At 33.2% G+C, this 19905-nt stretch carries 19 protein-coding genes and 1 other RNA gene; 14 read left to right on the forward strand and 6 right to left on the reverse strand.

Annotation, left to right across the window (positions count from 1 at the left end):
* From BQ5209_RS10225 to BQ5209_RS10245, 5 genes are all read right to left on the reverse strand, one after another.
* A complete protein-coding gene (locus BQ5209_RS10225) occupies positions 1-690 on the reverse strand; it encodes a CidB/LrgB family autolysis modulator (protein WP_085248706.1) in 690 nt (229 codons plus the stop codon).
* Positions 687-1142: a CidA/LrgA family protein gene (locus BQ5209_RS10230; RefSeq protein WP_085248708.1), complete on the reverse strand. Its 456-nt coding sequence runs from the start codon at positions 1140-1142 to the stop codon at positions 687-689. Before BQ5209_RS10230 ends, BQ5209_RS10225 begins: the two co-directional genes overlap by 4 nt.
* An 85-nt stretch (positions 1143-1227) precedes the next feature.
* Complete coding sequence (gene sbcB, locus BQ5209_RS10235; protein ID WP_085248710.1) at positions 1228-2673, reverse strand: exodeoxyribonuclease I; 1446 nt, start codon at positions 2671-2673, stop codon at positions 1228-1230.
* A gap of 386 nt (positions 2674-3059) precedes the next feature.
* Positions 3060-3545 (reverse strand): ubiquinone anaerobic biosynthesis accessory factor UbiT, encoded by a 486-nt coding sequence (gene ubiT / locus BQ5209_RS10240; RefSeq protein ID WP_085248749.1) that lies wholly within the window; start codon positions 3543-3545, stop codon positions 3060-3062.
* A 21-nt stretch (positions 3546-3566) separates the two neighbouring features.
* Positions 3567-5198: a Na+/H+ antiporter gene (locus tag BQ5209_RS10245; RefSeq protein WP_085248712.1), complete on the reverse strand. Its 1632-nt coding sequence runs from the start codon at positions 5196-5198 to the stop codon at positions 3567-3569.
* A gap of 147 nt (positions 5199-5345) precedes the next feature.
* Between BQ5209_RS10245 and recO the strand changes: the two genes are divergently transcribed.
* Positions 5346-6038: a DNA repair protein RecO gene (recO, locus tag BQ5209_RS10250; RefSeq protein WP_085248714.1), complete on the forward strand. Its 693-nt coding sequence runs from the start codon at positions 5346-5348 to the stop codon at positions 6036-6038.
* 34 nt (positions 6039-6072) lie between these two features.
* Here the strand turns inward: recO and BQ5209_RS10255 are convergent, their stop codons facing one another.
* Positions 6073-6528, reverse strand: a complete 456-nt coding sequence (locus BQ5209_RS10255; protein ID WP_085248716.1) for a YaiI/YqxD family protein — start codon at positions 6526-6528, stop codon at positions 6073-6075.
* 247 nt (positions 6529-6775) lie between these two features.
* Between BQ5209_RS10255 and thrS the strand changes: the two genes are divergently transcribed.
* The 13 genes from thrS to BQ5209_RS10320 all read left to right on the forward strand — a co-directional run bounded on the left by thrS (position 6776) and on the right by BQ5209_RS10320 (position 19867).
* On the forward strand, positions 6776-8701 hold the full coding sequence (gene thrS, locus BQ5209_RS10260) for a threonine--tRNA ligase (protein WP_085248718.1): 1926 nt from the start codon (positions 6776-6778) through the stop codon (positions 8699-8701).
* A gap of 27 nt (positions 8702-8728) precedes the next feature.
* Positions 8729-9268, forward strand: a complete 540-nt coding sequence (gene infC / locus BQ5209_RS10265; RefSeq protein ID WP_085248720.1) for a translation initiation factor IF-3 — start codon at positions 8729-8731, stop codon at positions 9266-9268.
* Positions 9269-9352: 84 nt separating this feature from the next.
* Positions 9353-9550, forward strand: coding sequence for a 50S ribosomal protein L35 (gene rpmI, locus BQ5209_RS10270; protein WP_034945602.1), 198 nt, complete (start codon positions 9353-9355; stop codon positions 9548-9550).
* Positions 9551-9580: 30 nt separating this feature from the next.
* Complete coding sequence (gene rplT / locus BQ5209_RS10275) at positions 9581-9934, forward strand: 50S ribosomal protein L20 (protein WP_024496189.1); 354 nt, start codon at positions 9581-9583, stop codon at positions 9932-9934.
* Positions 9935-10145: 211 nt separating this feature from the next.
* Positions 10146-11129 (forward strand): phenylalanine--tRNA ligase subunit alpha, encoded by a 984-nt coding sequence (gene pheS, locus BQ5209_RS10280; RefSeq protein WP_085248722.1) that lies wholly within the window; start codon positions 10146-10148, stop codon positions 11127-11129.
* Positions 11130-11145: 16 nt separating this feature from the next.
* Positions 11146-13533 carry a phenylalanine--tRNA ligase subunit beta gene (gene pheT / locus BQ5209_RS10285; protein WP_085248724.1) on the forward strand — a complete coding sequence of 796 codons (2388 nt, stop codon included), beginning with the start codon at positions 11146-11148 and terminating at the stop codon, positions 13531-13533.
* Positions 13534-13537: 4 nt separating this feature from the next.
* Entirely contained in the window at positions 13538-13831 is a 294-nt protein-coding gene (locus tag BQ5209_RS10290) for an integration host factor subunit alpha (RefSeq protein ID WP_085248726.1), read from the forward strand.
* Between the two features lie 140 nt (positions 13832-13971).
* Positions 13972-14067: signal recognition particle sRNA small type (gene ffs, locus BQ5209_RS10295), an RNA gene on the forward strand.
* Between the two features lie 149 nt (positions 14068-14216).
* On the forward strand, positions 14217-15359 hold the full coding sequence (locus tag BQ5209_RS10300; protein ID WP_143421915.1) for a polysaccharide biosynthesis/export family protein: 1143 nt from the start codon (positions 14217-14219) through the stop codon (positions 15357-15359).
* A 29-nt stretch (positions 15360-15388) separates the two neighbouring features.
* Entirely contained in the window at positions 15389-16288 is a 900-nt protein-coding gene (locus BQ5209_RS10305) for a KpsE/RkpR family capsule polysaccharide export protein (protein WP_085248730.1), read from the forward strand.
* An 8-nt stretch (positions 16289-16296) separates the two neighbouring features.
* Complete coding sequence (locus BQ5209_RS10310) at positions 16297-17091, forward strand: ABC transporter permease (protein ID WP_085248751.1); 795 nt, start codon at positions 16297-16299, stop codon at positions 17089-17091.
* Positions 17091-17750, forward strand: a complete 660-nt coding sequence (locus BQ5209_RS10315) for an ABC transporter ATP-binding protein (protein WP_085248732.1) — start codon at positions 17091-17093, stop codon at positions 17748-17750. The genes BQ5209_RS10310 and BQ5209_RS10315 overlap by 1 nt, the downstream gene beginning before the upstream one ends.
* A gap of 38 nt (positions 17751-17788) precedes the next feature.
* On the forward strand, positions 17789-19867 hold the full coding sequence (locus BQ5209_RS10320) for a capsule polysaccharide biogenesis protein (RefSeq protein ID WP_085248734.1): 2079 nt from the start codon (positions 17789-17791) through the stop codon (positions 19865-19867).
* The last annotated feature ends 38 nt before the right edge of the window (positions 19868-19905 follow it).

Below are 19905 nucleotides of genomic sequence, written 5' to 3' on the forward strand. Positions count from 1 at the left end.
CTAAAACCAGTTAAAAATAAATACCATTATTGGAAATAAAAAAGGCGCTGTCAATGAGGTCATTACACCACATAAAACTAATGATAATGAACTATACGCACCTTCATTATAATCAACTTCAATACAACGAGCAGTGCCGACAGCATGTGAAATCGCACCGATTGATAACCCTCTGGCTGGTGCTGATTTTATTTTTACTAAATTTAATATTTGATGTCCAAATATGCCACCTAAAGTGCCAACTAGTATCACGCATAGTGCAGCTATTGATGGCACGCCACCTTGATCACTTGCAATTGTTACTGCAATGGCAGTTGTAACTGATTTTGATAGTACCGATGCGGCTATTTCAGTATTTCCTCCTAACCAAAATACAATACTAACACCGGTTATCATTGAAGCAAGTGATGCGGTAAAAGTAATAATCATAATTGACTTCCAACGTGCTTTAATTTGTGGAATAAGTTCATATAAGGGATAGGCGAGAGCAACAACAGAATAGGGCAATAAATCATTAATGATTTGCACGTTACCCACGTATTGTATATAGCTTGTGTTAGTTATCAGTAGGATTGGAATTAATACTATGACCGAAATCACTAAGGGATTAAATAATGGATTTTTTATTTTAAATGATATTCTTCGAATAATGAGAAAAACACAAAGTGTTAATGGTAGCATCCATATCATGGTTGATAGTCCTCATCTTCTTGTGAAACTGTTGAACTTTTTGGTTCAACCTTATGACATTGTTCCGCTAAAAAAGCGGTTAAAAGTAATACGATCAGAGAACCACCAACACAGCTAAATATAATTGGTACCCAATTTTGCAATAAAAGTGAATAATTATCCATAATTCCCATTGCAGCCGGAATGAAAAGCAATGTCATATAACGCATGAATAGATTACAGCTATTTTTGATCCAATAGGTAGGAATTAGTTGAAATGCAAGTAGAAAAAACAGAATTAACAGACCAATAATACTACCGGGAATCATGATAGGTAATATTTTAGAAATAATATCACCTACCCATAGACTGAGAGTTAATATGACCAATCCTCGACCATAACTAAAAAGTGTATAGTACAAAGAATATAGTCGATGTTTGATGGTGGCGTGTTTAGCTAGAAAATGTTTCATAACGTAAATGCTATTAATCTTAATTTAAAATTATGACTATTATGCCTTTGATTAGAGATTTTCTTATATGATACGCCCGTCAAAATTAATTACCAACTAAATAATGGCAGTAATGATAAAGTTGTTTAATTAGTGCGATTTTTTCTGGCTGATGAATATAAGTTTCTGCATATTGTTCCAATGTTAATAAGTAATCTTGGATTTTTGAGGTATTGAATTTGTCACGACAATAATCCTTCCAGATAATTTGCTCATGCTCTGTTAATGTTTGCGGATAATTTCGTGCTTTGTATCTAAAAAATAGTGTAGCTAAGCGAGGGTCATCAAACGTTATTGATAAACTATCTAATAAGTGGATTGGAGTTGTTCGTACAGTGTTACAGCGTAACCTATCTTGGTTATTAAAAAATTTCCCATAAATTTGAGCATCAACATCAGAATTAATAGTATTAATAGGATTATTACCATCGACATTAAATAATGCCTGCATTTTATCTTGCAATAATCTTTGATTTTGTAATAGTTTTTGTTGGTTGATTAAGCATTGCTTTATATCAATGTTAAACCGTTCGGCGTTTTCAGGTAATAAAGTTTTTAAGGGGGCAATAATAGGGCATTTGTTGGCATGAACCAATTTTAAAGGTATTCTCGATTCGCCCAATTGTAGATCTTCAGTTTTTGTATAGAGCTTTTCTTTGATTTGCTTAACGGGTAGATTGATTAAGAGATCAATATCCCCAGTTAAATCACAAATAACAGCGGCATTATTTTGCACTGGGTGCCAAATTATAGGTGCAACTAAAGATAGATTACCTCGTTGGCTACCTAACATACCTGATACGTGAACTAGTGGTGTAAAATTAACCACATCAATAAGTTCAGAAACTTTATTTTTTTTACGTAATGAGAAGAAATAATTGAACAGTTTAGGTTGTTTTTGTTTTATTAATTTAGCCATTGCAATAGTTGCATAAACATCAGACATCGCATCATGCGCATGATCATGCTTAATGTTGTTCGCTTTTGTTAAATGTTCCAAACGAAAACTTGGTAAGCCTTTATCATTTACAGGCCAATTAATTCCTTCTGGTCTTAGCGCATAACAAGCTCGCACTATATCAAGCAGATCCCATCTTGAATTGTCGTTTTGCCAGCAATAAGCATATGGATCATAAAAATTACGATATAAAAGATTGCGAGTTACTTCATCATCAAAACGAATATTGTTATAGCCTAGAATACACGTATTAGGTTCACTAAAAACTTGATAAATTAGGCGAGTAAATTCAGCTTCACAAACACCTTTTTGATTGGCTTCCTGAGGTGTGATTCCAGTAATTAGTACAGCTTCAGGGTTTGGTAGATAATCTGGAGCTTGATGACAATATATAACTAAAGGATCTTCAATAATATTAAAATCCTTATCAGTCCTAACTCCGGCAAATTGGGCCGGACGGTCTAATGCTGGATGGATTCCAAATGTTTCATAATCATGGAAGTAAAAAGTTGGCTGTTTTTGGTTATTTTTCATTGTGCTGCTTTGCTCGTGATTGTTATTTTATTTATTTAAATTCAATTATATATAATAATTTTTGTTTTTAGCTATTTAAGCGTTTTTTATTTGTTCACTTGCAAATGTGTACAAATTGAGTAAGTAATTATAGTTTCATATTTGTACAGAATGTAGAAAATAAAATGGCATTAAGTGATACAGATATCAATCTGTTGTATATAATAATATTTATAATTAATTTATAAAATATGATCTTTAATCAAATATTTTATGTGACAACGTCACTTCTAGTGGTAGACTGAATCATTAAATGAATCATAACCACATAAGTGCTCAAGCTAAATCAGTAATAAATTAGAGTAGTATAACAGTCAAGTTATATGAACTAATTAAACGTCGTTAGATTAATGAGCAGGAGCACTTTCAATGATGTTCGCCAATTGTTCAAGTGTTAGTCTTAAAAACTTTGGCATGGCTTCTAACTCAATAGAATCCATTAAATTTTTAACGTATAGTCCTAATTCTGTGTCACCTTCAACAATTAAACGACGTTGGAAAAATAGTGTATCGGGATCTTGACGTCTGGTTGCTATCATAATTAAATCATTAGCATTACCAATAAAACTAACATCAGCAATTTCTTCTCGACTAACAACTAATTTATTTTCGATCAAACTTACAAACCAGATAAGACCTAGATCAGTAACTTCTATTTTAAGCCAACGATTTTCTAAAAAATCGAGATCGCCATCTTCTAGGGAATGTTCAAATTGTAGTTGTAATAGCTGTTCTATGGCCCGCTTTTTCATATTAAAAGGAATGCATCGTAAGGTAAGCCCCAAAACATGGGGCGCATTATTGACAAACTGTGAATGAATCTTGCTTAAAATGTGGCTTTTTGCTCCAATCATTTATGCATCCCCAGAAATCATTTTTTCATAAATGTCCAAGTCGGTATTTAAATGTTCAAAAACCTCCTCGCTCACTTCGTTACGAATTTTCATTTGTAACAAAGCTGTCCGTTCTGCACCAATTGCAACTAGACGCATACGTCTTTCTAGGTTTTCTGCTTCAAGTGCTTTTTTCTCTAAACCTTTAAGACCTGTTCGACGTCTTAATGAACCAATAACACGTGAACCGACTTCATGTATTATTTCTTGATCCATACTGTCTTCAGTTGTTTCTTGTAGCAAATTGTTTTGCATTTTTTCCAAGCTAACAATCGCTTCTTCTGCCATATGACCCTTTACAGTTAAAATTTCATTAGCTTGTTCTGAATTATCTAAAATAACACTACCTCGTAACAAGATAGGTAATATGATTACTGCAGCAATCAATGAAATTAAAATGATACCTGTTGCAATAAAAACAAGTTGATAACGTCCACCAATTGTCATTGGAATAGATAACACACCAGCTAGAGTGATTGCTCCTCGAACCCCTGCAAATGTCGAGATTAAAAGATCTCTTGTTGAGTAATCTCTAAATGCAAGAGGCCGTTTGATACCAAATGGCATAGCCGGCATATGTTTCATTGACCATAACCAAGCAAATCGAGTTCCCATTAATACGACAAACACAAATAAGACAATAAAACATAGCTGCCATACTTCAATTGAAGTATCGATCTGGTTTTCAGCAAAAGTATTATTCAGAATGCTTGGTAACTGAATACCTAGTAAAACGAAGACGAACCCATTAAAAACAAATGTTAGCATTGACCATGTGCTATCTGATTGTAAACGTGCAGTTAAAGGTGCATTTCTCATCATACCAGAATGGTTAACTGTCATACCTGCACTTACTGCAGCTAAAATACCAGAACAATGACATTCCTCGGCAATAATATAAGCAGCAAATGGAAGTAAGAATAATAATACAATCTGAATTGCAGGGTCATTGTGAGTAAGTTGATTTATTTTACGTAAAATACGTGCATATAACCAAGTAAATAAAACACCAATAGCCAAGCCACCAAGTGCAACTATAAAAAATTGCACACTCACATCAAAGATGTTAAATATTGCATCACCCACAGCAATAGCAATAGCAAATTTCAAAGATACCAAACCTGAAGCATCATTCATCAATGCCTCACCTTCAATGATCTCCATTTTCTCTTTTTCAATACGGCCTTTACCCACAATTCCACTTAATGCTACAGCATCAGTTGGTGATAAAACAGCAGCTAATGCAAATGTTGCTGCTAATTCAACTCCTTTTGGTAACATCCAATAAAGTAAATAACCAACAGCAACAATTGTAATAACAACTAAAACTAGTGCTAGTCCGACAATTTCTCTCACATTGTGCACAAAGTCTTTTACCGATGTTTTTCGGCCATCAGCAAAAAGCAATGGCGGAATGAATAAAACAAGAAATAATTCTGGGTCGAATTTTACATAAACCCCAAAGGCAGCCAGTATACAACCTAACAATATTTGCATTAGTGGCAATGGAATTTGTATTGGTAACATTTTAATAACAACGCCAGAAAGTGATACTATTAACACTAGTAGTAAAATTATTGAAAAAAGATCCATAGCTTCTCTTTTATTTATCCTATAATCCTATTGTTTGCATTGATTATAGCGGAATTTTAGCTAAATTTCAGGTGAAAATTTGAAAAATTTATTTCTTTTTGAGTTGTGTGCGATTATTAACCAAAAATATAACTTAAAGGCATTTTAATGGAAAGGTGGCAAAGAGCTTTTACACTGCATACTCGGTCTTATACCGAAAGTAGTTTATTAGCTGATTTATTTGTTGAAAATGTTGGAAAGATAACGGTGTTAGCCAAAGGGGCTAGGAGAAAGGGGTCAGCATTAAAAGGTATGTTGCAACCTTTTACTCCACTTATTGTGCAATATTCAGGCCAAGGTGAAATAAAAACATTGCGCCAAGCTGAAGCTATGTCACTTGCATTACCGTTAGTATCTGTATTCTTATATAGCGCATTTTATTTAAATGAGCTATTACATCGAGTTTTAGTTGCAGAAACAGAAATGCCAACTCTTTTTGATGATTATCTTAAAAGCTTGCAACAATTAGCCCAACAGGTTCCTGCTGAAAATGTGCTACGGACTTTTGAATTATCGTTATTAGAAAATTTAGGCTATCACGTCGATTTTTTCCATTGCTGTGTAACAGGTGATAATATTATTGAGTCGATGCATTATCAATACAAAAGCGAAAAAGGTTTTATCAGCAGTTTATTACAAAATAGTACAAGCTTTACAGGTGAGCAAGTTTTAGCGTTAGGAAAACGTCAATTTAATAACGACAATATGCTAAAAGCGGCTAAACGTTTTTCTAGAATGGCGTTAAAACCGTATGTAGGATCAAAACCATTTAAAAGTAGAGAACTATTTTTAAAAATTTAGGTTTGCTAATTTGGGTCTTGGTTGTAATAGATTATTAAATTTTTTTCAATGTTCGATTAAGTAATATATCAAGCTGATTAGCAAATTTTTCTCGCTCTTTATTGGAAAAAGTAGCTGAACCTTTAGACTGTATCCCGCTAGCTCGCATCGTTTCTATAAAATCTCGCATAGTTAATCGTTCTTTAATAGTATCAACTGTACATTGTTCTCCTCGTGGTGTAAGCACTAAAGCTCCTTTATTTAAAACATCGGATGCAAGTGGAATGTCAGATGTAATGACTAAATCATTTTTTTTAGCCAATTCAACAATTTTATTATCTGCAACATCAAAGCCTTTTTCAACTTGCAAGCTTTTAATATAAGGTGAGAAGGGGACAGATAATCGCTGATTAGCAACTAATACAACATTAATTGCTTTTCGATTAGCTACTCGATATAAAATCTCTTTAACTGGCTTTGGGCATGCATCAGCATCAATCCAAATATTCATAATCAGTATGTCTTTAGTATAAAATGTCAATTATAGCTGTTATTAGGAAAAAGCTGCCATTGATTTTTTGTGAAGATATTTCTTCAAGTAAACTTGACAGTTAGTATGTATTATGAATTTACTTATGTTGATATAAACTGATTCTTTCTATTTAAAATCTTAATGATAAGTGGTAGTATATTGGACCAATTTATTTATGTACGCAAGTGCGCTTTCGTGTGGCGCACCACTGTTATAAGGATTTATTATGCCAATTATTACTCTTCCCGATGGAAGTCAACGCCAATTTGATAAACCCGTTACCATTTTAGAAGTTGCACAAAGTATTGGTGCAGGTCTGGCAAAAGCTTGTATAGCTGGGCGTGTAAATGGTGAGCGTAAAGATGCCTCTGATATCATTGAGCAAGATGCAACATTAGCCATTATTACCACTAAAGACGAAGATGGACTTGAAATTATTCGTCATTCTTGTGCGCATTTATTAGGTCATGCTATTAAGCAATTATGGCCGGATATACAAATGGCAATCGGTCCAACAATTGATAATGGCTTTTATTATGACGTTGATTTAGATCATTCATTAACGCAGGAAGATCTTGATGCATTAGAAAAACGCATGCATGAATTGGCTAAAAAAGATTATGAAGTAAAAAAAGAAGTCGTTAGTTGGGAACGAGCTAGGGAAGTATTTTGGGAACGTCATGAACCATATAAGATTGCCATTTTAGATGAAAATATTCCTAAAGATTCAAAACCAGCGCTTTATCACCATGAAGAATATATTGATATGTGTCGTGGACCACATGTACCTAATATGCGTTTTTGCCACCATTTTAAATTGCAAAAAGTTGCAGGTGCTTATTGGCGTGGTAACAGTGACAATAAAATGTTACAACGTATTTATGGAACAGCATGGGCAGATAAAAAACAACTTGATAGCTATTTACAATTTTTAGAAGAAGCTGCTAAACGAGATCACCGTAAAATAGGTAAGCAGCTTGATCTTTATCATATGCAAGAAGAAGCACCTGGTATGGTGTTTTGGCATAATGATGGATGGATTATCTTCCGTGAACTTGAGGTTTTTGTTCGCACTAAATTGAAAGAGTATGATTATCAAGAAGTAAAAGGTCCATTTATGATGGATCGTATTTTGTGGGAAAAAACAGGGCATTGGGGTAATTATAAAGAGTTAATGTTTGTTACTTCATCTGAAAATCGTGAATATTGTATTAAGCCAATGAACTGTCCAGGGCACGTACAGATTTTTAATCAAGGTTTAAAATCTTATCGTGATTTACCATTACGTATGGCGGAATTTGGTAGTTGTCATCGAAACGAGCCATCTGGATCTTTACACGGATTGATGCGTGTGCGAGGTTTTACCCAAGATGATGCACATATTTTTTGTACTGAAAGTCAAATTCGCAGTGAAGTAAACAGCTGTATCAAAATGGTTTATGATACTTATAGCACTTTCGGTTTTACAGATATTACTGTTAAGTTATCCACTCGCCCTGAAAAACGCATTGGTAAAGATGAAACATGGGATCTTGCAGAAAAAGATTTAGCCGAATGTTTAACTGAAAACGGCATTGAGTTTGAATATCTACCTGGTGAAGGTGCCTTTTATGGTCCAAAAATCGAATTTACCCTACATGACTGTTTAGGTCGCGCATGGCAATGTGGTACAGTTCAGCTAGACTTTATGCTGCCAGAACGTTTAGATGCAACTTATGTTGGTGAAGATAACGAACGCCATGTTCCAGTTATGATTCATAGAGCCATTTTAGGTTCAATGGAGCGTTTTATGGGAATTTTAACTGAAAACTGTGCAGGATTTTTTCCTACATGGCTTGCTCCATTACAAGTTGCAGTAATTAATATTACCGATAATCAAGCTGAATATGCAAAACAATTAACCGCGCAACTACAAAAAGTTGGTATTAGAGCAAAAGCGGACTTGAGAAATGAGAAAATAGGGTTTAAAATTCGCGAGCATACTCTTAAACGTGTTCCTTATATGTTTGTTTGTGGAGACAAAGAAATGGAATCAGGAAAAATTTCAGTTCGAACTCGCCAAGGTAAAGATCTTGGTAGCTTTGAAGTGAAACATGTTATAGAATTGTTGCTTAACGAAATTCATAGTCGTTCATTAGAACAAATGAATTAATGATAAATTAATTTGGAGGAATGAGATATTAAAGTCAGTAAACGAATTCAGTCAACACGAGCACATAAGATCAACGATGAAATTACCGCTCGAGAGGTGAGATTAACCGGCGTCGATGGTGAGCAGCTCGGTATAGTAAGCTTAAATGAAGCTTTAAAACAAGCTGAAGAGGCAACTTTAGATTTAGTTGAAATAAGCCCTAATGCAGAGCCACCTGTTTGTCGAATTATGGATTATGGCAAGTTCCTCTATGAAAAGAGTAAAGCAACAAAAGAGCAGAAGAAAAAGCAAAAGGTTGTTCAGGTTAAGGAAATTAAGTTCCGACCTGGTACAGACGAAGGCGACTATCAGGTAAAACTCCGCAGCCTGATACGCTTTCTTGAAGATGGCGATAAAGCTAAAGTCACATTACGTTTTCGTGGTCGTGAAATGGCTCACCAACAGTTAGGTTCTGAAATGCTTGACCGCATTAAAGAAGACTTAGCTGATTTGGCGATTATTGAGTCTTATCCAACTAAGATCGAAGGTCGGCAAATGATTATGGTGCTTGCGCCTAAGAAGAAATAGTGGTTTTACAAGCTAGTTTTTGATTTATTGAAAATTACACCATTATTTTATTTTTATTAACAATGCGAAGTGGAAATTAATAAAATGCCTAAAATTAAAACTGTAAAAGGCGCAGCAAAGCGCTTTAAAAAAACAGCTTCTGGTGGCTTTAAGCATAAGCAAGCTAACAAAAGCCATATCCTAACTAAAAAATCAACTAAACGTAAACGTCATTTACGTGGTTTGACGACTGTGTCAAAAGGCGATTTAGGTTTAGTTACTGCGTGTGTTCCATACGCTTAATTTTGGTTAATTATTTAGAGGATATAGTTTATGGCTCGTGTTAAACGTGGTGTTATTGCTCGTGCACGTCACAAGAAAATTTTAAAACAAGCAAAAGGTTATTATGGAGCTCGTTCACGTGTGTATCGTGTTGCTTTCCAAGCTGTAATTAAAGCTGGACAATATGCTTACCGTGACCGTCGTCAACGTAAACGCCAATTCCGTCAATTGTGGATTGTTCGTATTAATGCTGCAGCTCGTCAATGTGGTCTTTCTTATAGCCGTTTTATCAATGGTTTAAAGAAGGCATCAATTGAAATCGATCGTAAGATCCTTGCTGACATTGCTGTATTTGACAAAAATGCATTTGCTGCATTAGTTGAAAAAGCAAAAGCGGCATTATAATAACTTTATAAAAGCCGAGTTATCTCGGCTTTTATCATTCTAATTTTGATATTTTTAAAAGGATAGATTAACTATGACCATAGTTATTTTTCGTTTCTTTTTTGATTTCTTTAGCAATACTAATTCGTGAGGCAAAGAAAAAACGAAAAATGATTATAAAAGCCTCAAAAGAGGCTTTTTTTATGCAATGAACAATAAGCAGGAGAACTGTATGTCTCAATTAGTTGAACTGGTTAATAATGCCAAATCCGCTATTGAAAGTGCTAATGATATTAATTCGATCGAACAAATTCGAGTAGAATATTTTGGTAAAAAAGGCTACTTTACCATACAAATGGCCTCTTTACGTAATGTTCCTGCCGATGAGCGTCCAGCTGTCGGTCAAAAAATCAATGAGGCAAAGCAAGAAGTAGTTGAAATATTAAATCAAAAGCGCAATTTTTTAGAGCGTCAGGCTCTTGATGCAAAACTAGCTAATGAAACAATTGATATTACGTTGCCAGGAAAGTCACTTGAATTAGGTGGATTACATCCAGTCACAAAAACAATTAATCGATTAGTCGACTTTTTTGGTGAACTTGGTTTTGTTGTTGAAACTGGTCCTGAAATAGAAGATGACTACCATAATTTTGATGCTTTAAATATTCCAGCTCATCATCCAGCTCGTGCAGATCACGATACATTTTGGTTTGATGCAAAACGATTATTAAGAACACAAACGTCAACGGTGCAAATTCGCACAATGGAAAACCAAAAACCACCAATCCGAATTATTGCCCCAGGAAGAACTTATCGCAATGATTATGATCAAACTCATACACCTATGTTTCATCAAATGGAAGGTTTACTGGTTGATAAAGATATCAGCTTTACACATTTAAAAGGGTTATTGCACGATTTTCTCCATTGTTTTTTTGAAGATGATATGGAAATTCGTTTTAGACCTGCTTATTTTCCATTTACTGAGCCTTCAGCTGAAGTTGATATTAAAGCTAAAAATGGTAAATGGTTAGAAGTGTTAGGTTGTGGAATGGTACATCCTAATGTATTACGTAATGTGGGTATTGATCCTGAAATCTATAGTGGTTTTGCTTTTGGTATGGGAATAGAACGATTGACTATGTTGCGTTACAGTGTCACTGATTTGCGTTCTTTCTTTGAAAATGATTTACGTTTTTTAAAGCAATTTAATTAATTCTGGAGATCAAAACATGAAATTTAGTGAAAGTTGGCTACGTGAATGGATCAATCCAGAAATTAGTAGCGAAATACTAGCCGAACAATTAACAATGGCAGGTTTAGAAGTCGATGATGTCGAAAAAGTAGCGGGTGATTTTACTGGGGTAGTTGTAGGTAAAGTTGTTGAATGCATGCAACACCCTAATGCAGATAAACTTCGTGTAACAAAAGTTGATATCGGTAAAGCAGAATTACTTGATATTGTTTGTGGTGCGCCAAATTGTCGACAAGGTTTGACTGTTGCATGTGCTACAGTGGGCGCTGTATTACCTGGCGATTTTAAAATTAAAGCGGCTAAATTACGAGGCGAACCTTCGGAAGGTATGCTTTGTTCTTATTCTGAATTGGGAATTGCAGATGATCATAATGGGATCATTGAGTTGCCAGATGACGCACCTTTAGGCATGGATATTCGTGAATATTTAAATCTTAATGACGTTATAATAGATATTAGTGTTACACCAAATCGAGCGGATTGTTTTGGAATTGTTGGTATTGCCAGAGATATTTCTGCAGTTAACAATATTGCAATGAAAGAACTAAAATTTGACAGTGTATCTGCAACAATTAATGATACATTACCAATCCAGATAGATGAACCGAAAGCAGCACCACGTTATTTAGGTCGTGTAATTAAAGACATCAACATTAATGCAGCAACGCCATTATGGATGAAAGAAAAACTACGTCGTGGTGGAATCCGCTCTATTGATGCAATTGTTGATATTACCAACTATGTATTATTAGAACTTGGTCATCCAATGCATGCGTTCGATTTGGCTGAAATAGAGAAGGGTATTGCTGTTCGTTATGCCCAAAAAGAGGAGAAACTTGTTTTACTTAATGGTAATGAAGTTAAACTTAATGATAAAACCTTAGTTATTGCCGATCACCAAAAAATCTTAGCATTAGCAGGAATTATGGGCGGAGAGAAATCAGGTGTAACGCAAACAACTAGAGATATTTTTCTTGAATCTGCGTTTTTTAACCCATTAGTAATAACAGGTAAAGCTCGTGAATACGGTTTACATACAGAAGCGTCACATCGTTACGAAAGAGGAGTTGACCCTTCTTTACAATTTACTGCAATGGAACGAGCAAGCCAATTATTAATTGATATTTGTGGTGGTGAAGCTGGTCCAATTGTTGATGTAACACATAAAGATGAACTTCCACTACAAGCAACTATCCAATTACGCCGCAATAAAATTGATCGTATTATTGGTTATACAATCGAAACACAAAAGATTACTGATATTTTAGTTAGACTTGGTTGTGAAGTTGAATACAAAGATAATATTTGGATTGTAAAAGCTCCAAGTTGGCGTTTTGATTTACAAATTGAAGAAGATTTAGTTGAAGAAGTAGCTCGAATTTACGGATATAACAATATTCCAAATGCTAATCTGAAAATAGAATCGGTTATGAAACCAAAACCAGAAAGTCGAATACCATTACGAAGAGTTAAAGACTTATTAGTTGATAAAGGTTATCAAGAAGCAGTTACATATAGTTTTGTGGATCCAAAAGTTCAGAAAATTCTTCATCCCGAGCAACCAGAAATCAAGCTACCTAATCCTATTTCAAGTGAAATGTCAGTTATGCGTTTATCACTATGGTCTGGGTTATTAGATGCAGTATTATATAACCAAAACCGTCAACAAGCACGTGTGCGATTATTTGAAACAGGTTTACGTTTTATTCCTGATGAAAAATGTGAGTTAGGTGTACGCCAAGAACTGATGTTATCTGGTATTGTTACAGGTAGTTTATACGAAGATCACTGGCAGCTTTCTAAAAATAATGTAGATTTCTACGATCTTAAAGGTGATCTTGAGTCAATTTTTTCTCTTTTAGGCTGTGAGGATAAAGTACAATTTAAAAAATCACAGCTCTCCACCTTACATCCAGGGCAAAGTGCAGCGATTTATTTAAATGATGAGTTAATAGGCTATTTTGGGGTCTTACATCCAGAAATTGAAAAAAAATTATCTTTAAATAGTAAAACGCTTGTTTTTGAAATAAATTTAGCTAAAATTAGTGAAAAAAAGACTCCTGTTGCTCAAGACTTATCCAAATATCCGTCGAATAAACGAGATATTGCTATTATTGTTGCAAACACAATACCTGCAGCGGATATTATTTCAGAGTGTAAAAAAGCAGGCGGAGAGCAACTTATTAAAGTTAATCTTTTTGATGTGTATCAGGGAGAAAACATCAAAGAAGATCAAAAAAGCCTTGCTATCAGTTTGATTTTACAAGATAAATCACGTACACTAGAAGAAGAAGATATAGCTAACATTGTAAGCAAGTGCGTCACTGCTTTACAAAATCGTTTTAAAGCACTATTAAGAGAATAATAATATGACATTAACTAAAGCTGATATTGCAGATCGTCTTGCCGAAAAATTTAACATTGATCGACAAGAGTCTAAAGTCCTTGTAGAGCTCTTTTTTGAGGAGATTCGAGTGGCTTTAGAAAAAGGGGAACCAGTTAAATTATCTGGATTTGGTAATTTTGCAGTACGTGATAAAAAATCGCGTCCTGGTCGTAATCCAAAAACCGGTGAAAGTGTTGACATTTCGGCTCGTCGAGTTGTTACATTTAGACCTGGTATCAAATTTAGGGAGCGTGTAGAAAAAAATTTAGTTATATAATTGCTAATTTTTTAATTCTGCTTTCGTAATATGATGGCCTTTCTTTTGTTGGAAATATTAGGAAGGCTAATTTCTTTTTTATAAAATAGTTGTATTAATTTCTTAAATAAAGCATAATATCTCCACCTCAATGGAGGCTCTATAGGTTCTCTTGCAACATTTTTTTGCTCACCAGGTCAGATCCGGAAGGAAGCAGCCAAAGTAAAAAATATGTGTGTGGGATGTAGCAGATGGAGTCTCCTCCAAGGCATAGACTATAGTAAATTTATCTATTTTTTAAAATTATAAATAAAATTAGGTATTGTAAAAAAAAGATAGTGTGAGTTTATAATATTGCGATATTATATTGAAAATAGATAACTTATTGATAAAAAGGAAATTTATTTTGAAATCACCCTCCCTTCTTCCAATAGCATTAGCAATGATTTTAAGTGGATGCACTTTTTTACCTCATTCAGGACCGAATTCTTCTTCTATAAAAAATATAAATAAACAGCATACTGAATTAGATGAAATTTATAATAAAGTAAAAATTGTCAATTTAAATGCGTCACCTAATTTTATGGCAGAAAGTAAAACTAATTTACTTAACTTAGCCAATTTTATAAATAAGGCAGATAACCAAGCTAATAAAGTGGATTGGATTGGAAAAGGTGATAGCCTAAAATTTTCGGTAATTGAAACTCCCCCCGCAATATTATTTACAAGTCCAAGTGATACAGGTGCACCGAAAACAGCATTAACTGAATTACCAATAGTTGTTGTTGATTCTCAAGGATTTATTTCTTTACCGTTTGTTGGAAATCTCAGAGTTGTTAATAAAACCCCATCTCAGGTACAAAAAGAGATAATTGAAAAATTATCCGGTATTGCAAATAGACCACAAGTAATTGTCACCGTTTTAGAAAAAAGGTCATCAAGCGTTACCGTTATTGGAGATAAATTTAGCGGTAAGATGCCAATAACAGCTAAAGGAGAACAACTACTTGATGCGGTTACCATGTTAGGTAACAATATGTATGATATTAAAGATACATTAATAAAAATTACTCGAAATAATAAAGTTAACGAAATTCCATTAAGCTTGGTATTATCTAATCCTAAATTTAATGTACAACTCCAGAAAGATGATGTGATCACTTTGGTGAACAAACCTAGTTCTTTCATTTCTATGGGAGCTATTGGCGCAACCAAAGAGGTCCGATTTGAAGCCATTGGAATTAACTTGTCACAAGCTTTAGCTCGTATCGGTGGTTTACGAGATAACCAGTCTGATGCTAGAGGCGTATTTGTATTTAGATATCAAGATACATTACTAGCTGATAATAGAAAGGAACTAGTGCCAACAGTTTACCAATTAGATTTGAATAACCCTAACTCCTTATTCGTAATGAAGAATTTTAAAATTCAAGACAATGATATTGTTTATGTTGCATCTGCGCCAATACTTGAACTACAAAAATTCTTATATGCAATTTTTTCACCAGGAATTGGAGTTGTTAATCAAGTTAGTCAGATTAGTGAGTAAGTTTTTGATTAGTGCACTTATGAGATTTTATGGATTTAAATTTTAAAAGAAAAAAAAGTTGGTTATTATATCTATTTGTTACATTACCAACTTTATTATCAATAATTTATTTTGGATTTATAGCTGAAAATATATATACATCAGAGGCAACGTATATTATACGATCTTCGGATACCCAATCATCATTGGGCGGTTTAGGGAGTTTTTTTTCAAAAGTTGGAATTTCACGCTCTAATGATGATTCTTATGTAGTTTTATCATATATTAAATCTAGAGATGCGCTATCTTCTGTCGAAGAAGTTTTGCCTGTACAAGAGTGGTATACGAAAAAAGGAGACATCATATCCCGATTTAATGGATTTAATCTTGATTTTTATAATAAAAAAGAATATTTTTATCGATATATGAGCAATATGATAAGTGTTAATTTCGATAGCTCAACAGGTATTGCGACAATCAATGTAAATGCTTTTGATATGCAAGATGCATACAAAATAAATGAACAATTATTAAGGCAGGCTGAAGGGTTTGTGAATCAAATAAATTTACGAGCCAAACAAGATCTTATAACAGCATCACTAGCAGAATTAAAAAATGCTGAATTACAGATGAAGAAAGAAGCACAAGCACTAGCTGAATTTCAAAAAAATAAAAAAGAGGATGCTAATTTAGCAGAATATCAGCAAATATTAATTAATAATACGGTGGCTAAACAACAATTTGAAGCAGCAACATTATCGCTACGTAACGCGCAGGTTGAAATAACAAAAAAACAACTTTATCTAGAGCGGATTGAACAACCTAGTCTGTCAGATGTATCATTTAAGCCTACACGGATTTATAATATCATCGCAACTTTTATAATTAGCTTTCTAATATATGGTATTATTAATTTGCTTATAGCAGGTGTAAGAGAGCATAAAGATTAATGACAGGAATGACCGCAAAAAAAACATTTAAACGCTCGTTAAAGATACAACTTAATGTATTGAATGCCTTAATTTTAAGAGAAATTATTACTCGATACGGACGTAATAATATTGGTTTTCTTTGGTTATTTGTTGAGCCTATGTCATTAACTTTGTTAATAAGTTTCATGTGGTTTTTTTTTAAAATAAATTCCCTCTCTAATCTTAATATTGTTGCATTTGTATTAACTGGCTATCCAATGGCAATGATGTGGCGCAATGCCTCGTCTAGAGCAAAAGGTGCAGTTATCAGTAATCAAGCATTGCTATATCATCGTAATATCAAAATTTTAGATTTAGTCTATGCTCGTGTTTTTCTTGAAATGATTGGAGCCAGTGCAGCTCAAGTATTTGTTATATTACTTTTTACTTTTATAGGATTGATAGCGATACCTTATGATCCTTTTTATATGCTATGTGCTTGGGGGTTAATGTGTTGGTTTTCTATAGGTTTAGGTTTAATCATCTTTGTTTTATCTGCCAAGTATGAAGTGTTTAATAAAATATGGGGTACTTTAAGTTTCGTACTCATGCCTCTTTCTGGAACATTTTTTTGGGTTGATACCTTCCCCCAGGAAATTCAAAAATTATTACTTTATATTCCTCCTGTTAATGGTACAGAAATGTTTCGCTCGGGATATTTCGGTCCATCAGTTATAACACATCAAAACGTAAATTATTTAGTTTTATGTAATATCGTTTTATTATTTGTGGGATTAACTATGGTTAAGATTAATGAAAATAATATTCTTGAGGGTAATTAATGATAATAGTTAATAATGTAAGTAAACAATATTTAACAAGGAAAGGATATAAAACAGTTTTAAATAATATTAATTTTTCTTTAAAAAAAGGAGAGAAAATAGGCATATTAGGAAGAAATGGTGCCGGAAAATCCACTCTTATTAAACTTATTAGTGAAATTGAAAAACCAACATCAGGCTCAATAGTACGAAATATGTCAATTTCATGGCCACTTGCTTTTTCAGGTGGTTTTCAAGGTAGTTTGTCAGGGATGGATAATTTAAAATTTATTTGTCGCATTTATGGATGTTGCATTGAAAAGACAAAAAAATATGTTGAGGATTTTGCTGAATTAGGCGATTATTTATTTGAGCCCATAAAAAAATATTCCTCCGGAATGAAAGCTCGGCTAGCTTTTGCATTATCATTATCAATTGAATTTGATTGCTATCTGATTGATGAGGTCATTGCTGTTGGTGATTCTAGATTTACAGAAAAATGCAAAAAAGAATTATTCGAAAATAAAAAAGATCGTGCTCTAATCTTAGTTTCACATAACATGAATGCTATAAAAAACTATTGTGATAAAGCAATGGTATTAGACGAAGGCTGTCTATATCAATTTGATACGATTGAACAAGCATATACTTACTATAATGATCGCCTGAAAATTGCTTAATATTTATAATTGCTTTTACTAATTTACTAGATCGCTAAATGAAAAATGTCGCCGTCTTCTCGAAAAAAATTCTAGCTATAAAAAATATCAATAATTTTTTCCCTAATTTATCATTTGGTTATAAAACAATCCGAAAAGCTGATGCAATTGCTGGTTGGGGATATCGATCAACAACGGTTAAAGCTAGGACATATGCAACTAAACATTTACTACCCTTTATCGCTCTTGAAGATGGTTTTTTACGTTCTATTGGTTTAGGATTGGAAGGATATCCTCCATTATCACTTATTGCTGATAGTATTGGAGTATATTATGATGCTAGAACTCCTTCAGAATTAGAGATATTAATAAAAAATAAAAAACTTCTAGATAACAACGTTAATAAAGCTATTTCTGCAATAAATTTAATTATTGATGCACAATTATCAAAATATAATCATGCGCCTGATTTTTTAGGATTCAATGATAAAAACAGCAATCAAACTAAAAAAGTATTAGTCATTGATCAAACATTTGGCGATATGTCGGTCGAGTTAGGTGGAGCAAATCAGCAAACGTTCATATCAATGCTTAATTGCGCTCTCAAAGAGAACCCGTCTTCAACTATTTATGTAAAAACTCATACAGATGTAATCAATGGGTATAAAAAAGGTTATTTAACTCAAATTGCTAATCAGAAGTCTGTAATATTATTTAGTGAAGATGTAAACTCTCTTTCATTACTTAAACATTTTGATAAAGTTTATGTTGTCACATCACATATGGGATTTGAAGCCCTTTTATTAGGGAAACAGGTTATTACTTTTGGCTTACCTTGGTATGCTGCTTGGGGAGTAACAGATGATAGGCATACAAATATAAATCGTTTACAAGTAAGCAATAGAAGAACTCACGCTACAGTTTTAGAGTTGTTTACTGCAAGTTATTTATTATATTGCAAATATATTAACCCTAATACAGGTAAAGAAGGGGATATTTTTGATGTTATTAACTATTTAATAAAAATCAAAGCGCTGAATAACAAGCTGAGAGGGACAATTAATTTAGTTGGATTTTCGTTCTGGAAGAAACAAGTATTATTGCCTTATTTAAAGCTACCTTCTGTAAAATATTATTTTTATTCATTAAGTTATTTTACAAAAATGCTTAATGATGAAGAAAAAGCAAAAAAGCTGAGAGAGCAAAAATTATTAATATGGGGACAGGGAAAAAAGGAACTATACCCAATTATTAACAGTTTGAATCCATATCGTATTGAAGATGGCTTTATTCGTTCAATTGGTTTAGGTTCTAATTTAACGATGCCATATTCATTGGTTATTGATAAATTAGGTATTTACTTTAATTCTCAAAATATTAGCGAATTGGAATTTTTATTAGCAAATAAAACGGTCAATAAATGGGAAAGAAAAAAAGCTAGTTCACTACAAAATTTATTAATTGTCACAAAATTAGGCAAATACAATGTTGGTGAAAAAATTAATATTAGACCGAGTAACAGTAATGCAAAGATCATTTTAATACCAGGACAGGTTGAAGACGATGCATCTATTATGTATGGCTCACCCATTATTAAAACAAACCTAGACCTGATAAAAACAGTAAGACAAAACAATCCCAATGATTATATTATTTATAAACCGCACCCAGATGTTTTAAGTGGTAATCGAATTGGAAATGTAAATAAAGTTGAAATAAGCAATTATGTTGATAATGTTGTTGAATTTATTAATATTATTGATTGTATTGAGCAAGTTGATGAAGTTCATACAATCACTTCATTAGCCGGATTTGAAGCATTAATTAGAAATAAATTAGTAGTATGTTATGGTCAACCATTTTACTCAGGTTGGGGATTAACAGTTGATATTTATCCTAATATTAGGAGAAATAGGTCATTAACACTTCAAGAATTAATTTATATTGTGATGTATGATTATCCTATTTATATTCATCCTGATTCTTTAGATTTTACAGATCCTGAAACTTTAATTGGTTATTTTAATGATCAAAAAATAAAAGAAACAAAACCAATCAAACAAAGCTACTTAAAAAAACAACTCAACAAATTAAAGCAACTTATTTTTCTTATTTGTAAGACTTGCCGACGCGGATAATTCTATTCAGCGCTAACCTGACTGCAAATTCAGCAATT

The organism is Gilliamella mensalis (genome assembly GCF_900103085.1).
Classification (GTDB): Bacteria; Pseudomonadota; Gammaproteobacteria; order Enterobacterales; family Orbaceae; genus Gilliamella; species Gilliamella mensalis.

Bases quoted from the DNA above. Each gene is read 5' to 3' on its own strand.
- BQ5209_RS10225 (WP_085248706.1), bottom strand. From the start codon at position 690: ATGATATGGATGCTACCATTAACACTTTGTGTTTTTCTCATTATTCGA.
- BQ5209_RS10230 (WP_085248708.1), bottom strand. From the start codon at position 1,142: ATGAAACATTTTCTAGCTAAACACGCCACCATCAAACATCGACTATAT.
- sbcB (WP_085248710.1), bottom strand. From the start codon at position 2,673: ATGAAAAATAACCAAAAACAGCCAACTTTTTACTTCCATGATTATGAA.
- BQ5209_RS10245 (WP_085248712.1), bottom strand. From the start codon at position 5,198: ATGGATCTTTTTTCAATAATTTTACTACTAGTGTTAATAGTATCACTT.
- recO (WP_085248714.1), top strand. From the start codon at position 5,346: ATGGAAAGGTGGCAAAGAGCTTTTACACTGCATACTCGGTCTTATACC.
- BQ5209_RS10255 (WP_085248716.1), bottom strand. From the start codon at position 6,528: ATGAATATTTGGATTGATGCTGATGCATGCCCAAAGCCAGTTAAAGAG.
- thrS (WP_085248718.1), top strand. From the start codon at position 6,776: ATGCCAATTATTACTCTTCCCGATGGAAGTCAACGCCAATTTGATAAA.
- rpmI (WP_034945602.1), top strand. From the start codon at position 9,353: ATGCCTAAAATTAAAACTGTAAAAGGCGCAGCAAAGCGCTTTAAAAAA.
- rplT (WP_024496189.1), top strand. From the start codon at position 9,581: ATGGCTCGTGTTAAACGTGGTGTTATTGCTCGTGCACGTCACAAGAAA.
- pheS (WP_085248722.1), top strand. From the start codon at position 10,146: ATGTCTCAATTAGTTGAACTGGTTAATAATGCCAAATCCGCTATTGAA.
- pheT (WP_085248724.1), top strand. From the start codon at position 11,146: ATGAAATTTAGTGAAAGTTGGCTACGTGAATGGATCAATCCAGAAATT.
- BQ5209_RS10290 (WP_085248726.1), top strand. From the start codon at position 13,538: ATGACATTAACTAAAGCTGATATTGCAGATCGTCTTGCCGAAAAATTT.
- BQ5209_RS10305 (WP_085248730.1), top strand. From the start codon at position 15,389: ATGGATTTAAATTTTAAAAGAAAAAAAAGTTGGTTATTATATCTATTT.
- BQ5209_RS10310 (WP_085248751.1), top strand. From the start codon at position 16,297: ATGACCGCAAAAAAAACATTTAAACGCTCGTTAAAGATACAACTTAAT.
- BQ5209_RS10315 (WP_085248732.1), top strand. From the start codon at position 17,091: ATGATAATAGTTAATAATGTAAGTAAACAATATTTAACAAGGAAAGGA.
- BQ5209_RS10320 (WP_085248734.1), top strand. From the start codon at position 17,789: ATGAAAAATGTCGCCGTCTTCTCGAAAAAAATTCTAGCTATAAAAAAT.